Here is a 5,823-nt window from a genome sequence, read left to right as displayed (position 1 = left end):
CAAATGAGAAAAGCAATCTACCTGCTCGCGATTGTTTCCCTAACATCATTTTCAACGCAGGAAGTTTACATTTGTGTTAGTCCGAGTGCCAAAAAATACCATTACAACGAAAACTGTCGCGGATTATCTAACTGCAAACACGAAATAAAGAAAGTTTCAAAATCTTCTGCATTGGACAAAGGCCTGGAATTGTGCGGATGGGAAGATTAACCATTAACATCATCATAAAGAAAAGACATGTTTATAAGATTGTAAAATCATTAAACTAAATCCACATTTAATAAAAAAGCCACGATTGTTATTTCGTGGCTTTTTCAAATTACCCTTTTTTAGGGGCGAGCATATTTTCAGGATTCAGAATATCATCTATCTGTTCCTTCGATAAAATATTATGTTCCAAAACCAGGTTGTAGACACTTTTTCCGGTTTCCAATGCTTCCTTGGCAATTTTAGTACTGTTTTTATAACCAATGTATGGATTCAAAGCCGTTACGATTCCGATGCTGTGTAGGACCATTTCTCGGCAATGCTCTTCGTTGGCTGTGATACCTTCGATACATTTTTGTCGTAACGTATCCATTCCGTTTGAGAGCAACTGCATGGATTCCATGATTGCATAAGTCAGTACCGGCTCCATTACGTTTAACTGCAATTGTCCGGCTTCCGCTGCCATGGTTACCGTCAGATCATTACCGATAACACGGAAACAAACCTGGTTCATCACTTCGGGAATTACCGGATTTACCTTTCCGGGCATAATGGAAGAACCCGGCTGCATTGGCGGCAAATTGATTTCATTTAAACCACAGCGCGGTCCGGAAGAAAGCAATCGCAAGTCGTTACAGATTTTCGAAATTTTGATAGCCATCCGTTTCAGGGCCGACGAATAAATCACATAAGCACCTGTATCAGGAGTTGCTTCAATCAGATTGGGAGCGGAAACAATAGCCAAACCGGTAACTTTAGCCAAATTTTCGGCACATAGTTTTGCATACCCCGGAGCAGCATTTAGTCCGGTTCCGATAGCAGTTGCTCCCATATTGGTTTCCAGGAATAAATTGGAATTCTGCGTCAGTCGTTCGATTTCTTCTTCCAGCGTTACTGCAAAAGCTTCAAATTCTTGTCCAAGGGTCATTGGTACCGCATCCTGCAATTGGGTTCTTCCCATTTTCAATACATGTTTGAACTCTTCTCCTTTATTTCTAATCGATTTGATCAGATCTTTCAAATGCTCGATCAACAATTTGGTTGAATGAACTCCGGCGACACGAATAGCTGTGGGATAAGCATCGTTGGTAGATTGGGATAAATTCACATGATCATTCGGTGAACAGTATTGATATTCTCCTTTTTGATAGCCCATCAGTTCCAGCGCACGGTTAGCCAGAACTTCATTGATATTCATATTAGTCGAAGTCCCCGCGCCACCCTGAATCATATCAATCGGAAATTCCATATCGAATTTTCCGGTGATGACTTCTTTAGCCGCTTCCACAATCGCATTTTTGAGTTTTTCATCAAGCAATCCCAGTTGAAAGTTAGTTTCGGCAGCAGCCCATTTCACATAAGCCAATCCTTTAATAAATTCAGGAAACTGATATAATTTCACGCCCGATATCTGAAAATTATCAATAGCTCTTTGCGTCTGAATTCCGTAATACGCATTCGTCGGAACCTGCATATCTCCTAATAAATCGTTTTCTATTCTGTACATGATTTTAAATTTTGGAGAATAAATTTACAAAAAAACCACGACTGTTTTCACAATCGTGGTTCTATAATTTACACAAAATCAAGTTATTCCTTTCGCCATTTTTTAGTTTCCTCAAAAACGTGCTCTAAAATAGCCGCATCCTGCTCCGTGAATTCCACATGGCGACGGGACATTACTATTTTTGCTGTTTCAAAAGCCTTTTTGGTGATGTAAGTCGTAAATCCGGAAGCGCCTCCCCAAGAGAAACTCGGAATAAAATTACGAGGGAAGCCACTGCCAAAAATATTGGCACTCACCCCAACTACAGTTCCTGTATTGAACATGGTATTGATACCGCATTTACTGTGATCACCCATCATCAATCCGCAAAACTGCAAGCCTGTTTTGGCAAAGCCTTCGGTTTCGTAGCTCCACAGCTTTACTTCTTCATAATTATTTTTCAGGTTCGAATTGTTACTGTCGGCTCCAATATTACACCATTCCCCTAAAACGGAATTGCCCAAAAATCCGTCATGCCCCTTATTGGAATACCCGAAAAGCACCGAATTATTTACTTCTCCACCAATACGGCAATGAGGCCCCACTGTGGTTGCACCGTACACTTTTGTTGCCAATTTCACTTGAGCTTCTTCACATAAAGCAAAAGGGCCACGAATTACGGAACCTTCCATGATTTCAGCATTTTTACCGATATAAATTGGACCTGTAGAAGCATTAAGCGTAACGAATTCCAATTTGGCGCCTTCTTCAATGAAGATGTTTTCCGGAGCGATTACATTTACGCTTTTAGGAATCGGCTGTGAAAAACGATCTTCGGTAATCAAATCAAAATCTTCCCGTAAGGCAGCATCATTTTTCTGAAAAATATCCCAGGTATTTTCTATTTTCAGGCAATCATCAGTATATTCAATAATCTCATACGTATCGAAATCAACCTCTTCCTGATTTTCTTTACTGTAAAAAGCAACCACTTCATCATGCCAAAAAATAGCCTGGTTAGCCTCAAGTGAGCGTACCATTTCCGAAAGAACACTATTAGGCAAAAATGAGGCGTTAATCATCACATTTTCTTCCATTTCCACCATGGGAAACTTATCCATCAGATATTCCTCGGTTAATGTGGTTGTTGTATAACCTAAATATTTTTCCCATTTTTCGCGGATGGTCAAAATACCAACACGGATATCGGCTACAGGTCGGGTAAATGTAAAAGGGAGTAACGCATTGCGAACAGTTCCGTCAAAAAGTATGTAGTTCATTTTTTTAGTTTCAGAGTTGTAGAGTTGCAAAGTCTCAAAGTTACAAAGTTTTCATTTGAGTCTTTAAAAATTCATCACAATCTGTAACACTTTTTATACAAGAAAACAACAATTATTGCAAAAACAACTGTTGCACATAAAAAACCAAAAAACAACTGAGTCGTTGGCATCACATAAACTACTTTCCCATAACCATCCAATGTCGTGTTTGGAAAAAAGAAAAGACAGGCCATTGTACTATATTTAAAGAGAAAAGAAGAAAACAACAAGGCAAAAATAATTCCTGCAATAAACTTAAAGGTTTTCACAAAAAAAGAGTTTTTTAAATCATTTAGATTCAAATATAAAAAAAGCCTCTCAAATTTGAGAGGCTTCCGTATCTTATAAAGACAACTATTATTTGCTGAATTTAGCGTATTTGTTTTTGAATTTATCAATACGTCCAGCAGTATCGATAAGTTTAGATTTACCTGTATAGAAAGGGTGAGATGTTCTAGAGATCTCCATTTTGTATACTGGGTATTCAACACCATCAACAGTGATTGTATCTTTAGTTTCTACAGTAGATTTAGTGATGAATACATCGTCGTTTGACATATCTTTAAATGCTACTAATCTGTAATTTTCCGGGTGAATTCCTTTTTTCATGGTAAATCGTTTTTATTAATTGGTTACAAACTGTTCTGATGCTTTTATTCTTTAAAAGGTATAAACGTCTGTAACTTTTTGTTTATAATCTTTTTTATTTCAGAGTGCAAATGTACAACTAATTTTCAAAATTCAAATTATTGTGTAACTTTTTTTCAACTTCACGAACTAACTAAACATAGCACAGAATTTCTATATTTGTAAATTATTTAAACCAAAAACCAAAACCATGAACGAAGTAATTAAAAAAAACGGCATTAACTACGGAATTATCCTAGGGACTATTTCAATTCTGATTACCGCTTCTATTTATGCAACCGACCTGAAACTATTCACCAACATGTGGATTGGGATTGTAAGCATCGTTATCTTTTTAGTCATTGGTATAGTTTTAGTAACGAAAACAAAAAAACAACTGAACGGTTTCATCACTTTTAAGGAGGCATTCACCGTTTATTTTTTGGCTGCAGCAATTGGAGCGACGATGTCTGTTTTATTCAATATTTTACTTTTCAACGTAATCGATCCGGAAGCAAAAGCAACCGTAAATGAATATGCGGTTGAATACGCGGTTAACATGATGAAGAAATTCAACACGCCAACCGAAGCTATTACAAAAACAGTGGAGGAAATGCAGAAAACCGACAACTATTCGCCATTTAACTTATTAAAAGGTCTTGCGTTCAGTTTTATTTTTTCTGCGATTTTCGGTGCCCTTTTGGCTTTAATTTTCAGAAATAAAACTTCGAATATAGAATAACGAATGAATTTATCCATCATAATTCCTTTACTCAACGAGCAGGAATCGCTACCCGAATTGCATTCCTGGATCGTAAAAATCATGAAAGAAAACAATTTCTCTTATGAGGTTATTTTCATTGATGACGGCAGTACGGACAATTCGTGGAAAACCATCGAACAGCTTTCTGCGGAAAACCCGAATGTTAAAGGAATTCGTTTTTTACGCAATTACGGAAAATCCCAGGCGCTTCACGCTGGTTTTGCCAAGGCACAGGGTGATGTTATCATCACCATGGATGCCGATTTACAGGACAGTCCGGACGAAATACCAGGACTTTTCAGCATGATAACCAACGACAACTACGATTTGGTTTCGGGTTGGAAGAAGAAACGCTACGATTCCGTGGTTGCCAAAAACCTGCCATCAAAACTATTCAATTGGGCGGCACGAAAAACATCCGGAGTAAAACTGAACGATTTCAACTGCGGTCTGAAAGCCTACAAGAACATCGTCGTGAAAAACGTTGAAGTTTCAGGCGAGATGCACCGTTATATTCCTGTTCTGGCTAAAAATGCAGGATTTGGAAATATCGGTGAAAAAGTAGTGATTCATCAGGCACGAAAATACGGTTCGACTAAATTCGGAATGGAACGCTTCATTAACGGTTTTCTGGATTTAATCACGATTTGGTTTATTTCCAAATTCGGAAAACGCCCCATGCATCTTTTTGGCGCCTTGGGAGTGATTATGTTCTTCATCGGATTTTTATCCGCGGGTTACATCGGCATCATGAAATTGTACAAACTATACAGTCATGAAGCTGCCATTTTAGTTACGAACAACCCATGGTTTTATATCGCTCTGACTACCATGATCATAGGAACACAACTCTTTCTTGCCGGATTCTTGGGTGAAATCATCCTGCGAACCAAAAACAACGAAGAACGTTATAAAATTTCAAAAGAGTTAAATCTGTAAATCAGAATTGAGATGCACATTGAAAAAGCAATTTTAGACAAAGTAAACATCTGGCTAACGCCAACATTTGATAATGATACCCACGAAGCAATCCGTGAAATAATGACTACTTCCCCAAAAGAACTGGAAGATTGTTTTTATAAAAACCTGGAATTCGGAACCGGAGGCATGCGCGGAATTATGGGTGTGGGAACCAACAGAATCAACAAATATACTTTGGGAAAAAATACTCAAGGATTATCCGAATACCTTAAAAAATCATTCCCGAATGAAGAAATAAAAGTAGCCATTGCCTACGATTGCCGTCTTAACAGCGACACATTGGCAAAAGTGGTTGCGGATGTATTTTCGGCAAACGGAATCAAGGTTTTTCTTTTTTCCGATTTACGCCCAACTCCTGAATTATCCTTTGCTGTAAAACATTTGGGATGTCATTCCGGAATTGTACTTACTGCTTCGCACAATCCACCTGAATATAACGG

Annotated in this window: 6 protein-coding genes and 1 pseudogene; 4 read left to right on the top strand and 3 right to left on the bottom strand. The window is 38.1% G+C overall.

Annotated features, from left to right (window positions below):
* Window positions 1-210 (top strand): hypothetical protein (locus tag VLB74_RS05610; RefSeq protein ID WP_325202476.1); only part of this gene is annotated, 210 nt, incomplete at its 5' end.
* A gap of 109 nt (window positions 211-319) precedes the next feature.
* On the opposite strand, the gene aspA is transcribed toward VLB74_RS05610, so the two are convergent.
* The 3 genes from aspA to VLB74_RS05595 all read right to left on the bottom strand — a co-directional run bounded on the left by aspA (window position 320) and on the right by VLB74_RS05595 (window position 3,621).
* Window positions 320-1,714: an aspartate ammonia-lyase gene (gene aspA / locus VLB74_RS05605; protein ID WP_325202475.1), complete on the bottom strand. Its 1,395-nt coding sequence runs from the start codon at window positions 1,712-1,714 to the stop codon at window positions 320-322.
* Between the two features lie 83 nt (window positions 1,715-1,797).
* Complete coding sequence (locus VLB74_RS05600; protein ID WP_325202474.1) at window positions 1,798-2,973, bottom strand: GlmU family protein; 1,176 nt, start codon at window positions 2,971-2,973, stop codon at window positions 1,798-1,800.
* Window positions 2,974-3,369: 396 nt separating this feature from the next.
* Window positions 3,370-3,621, bottom strand: coding sequence for a type B 50S ribosomal protein L31 (locus VLB74_RS05595; protein WP_325202473.1), 252 nt, complete (start codon window positions 3,619-3,621; stop codon window positions 3,370-3,372).
* 229 nt (window positions 3,622-3,850) lie between these two features.
* Between VLB74_RS05595 and VLB74_RS05590 the strand changes: the two genes are divergently transcribed.
* The 3 genes and pseudogenes from VLB74_RS05590 to VLB74_RS05580 form a co-directional block, all read left to right on the top strand.
* A complete protein-coding gene (locus VLB74_RS05590; protein ID WP_325202472.1) occupies window positions 3,851-4,381 on the top strand; it encodes a DUF4199 domain-containing protein in 531 nt (176 codons plus the stop codon).
* Between the two features lie 3 nt (window positions 4,382-4,384).
* A complete protein-coding gene (locus VLB74_RS05585) occupies window positions 4,385-5,341 on the top strand; it encodes a glycosyltransferase family 2 protein (protein ID WP_325202471.1) in 957 nt (318 codons plus the stop codon).
* A 12-nt stretch (window positions 5,342-5,353) separates the two neighbouring features.
* A pseudogene (locus VLB74_RS05580) lies at window positions 5,354-5,823 on the top strand (phospho-sugar mutase); the annotation flags it as partial.

Origin of the sequence: Flavobacterium sp., from assembly GCF_035456225.1 — a bacterium.
Taxonomy (GTDB): Bacteria; Bacteroidota; Bacteroidia; order Flavobacteriales; family Flavobacteriaceae; genus Flavobacterium.
Note: the sequence above shows the minus strand (reverse complement) of the source record. Positions and strands in the feature narration are given on the sequence as shown.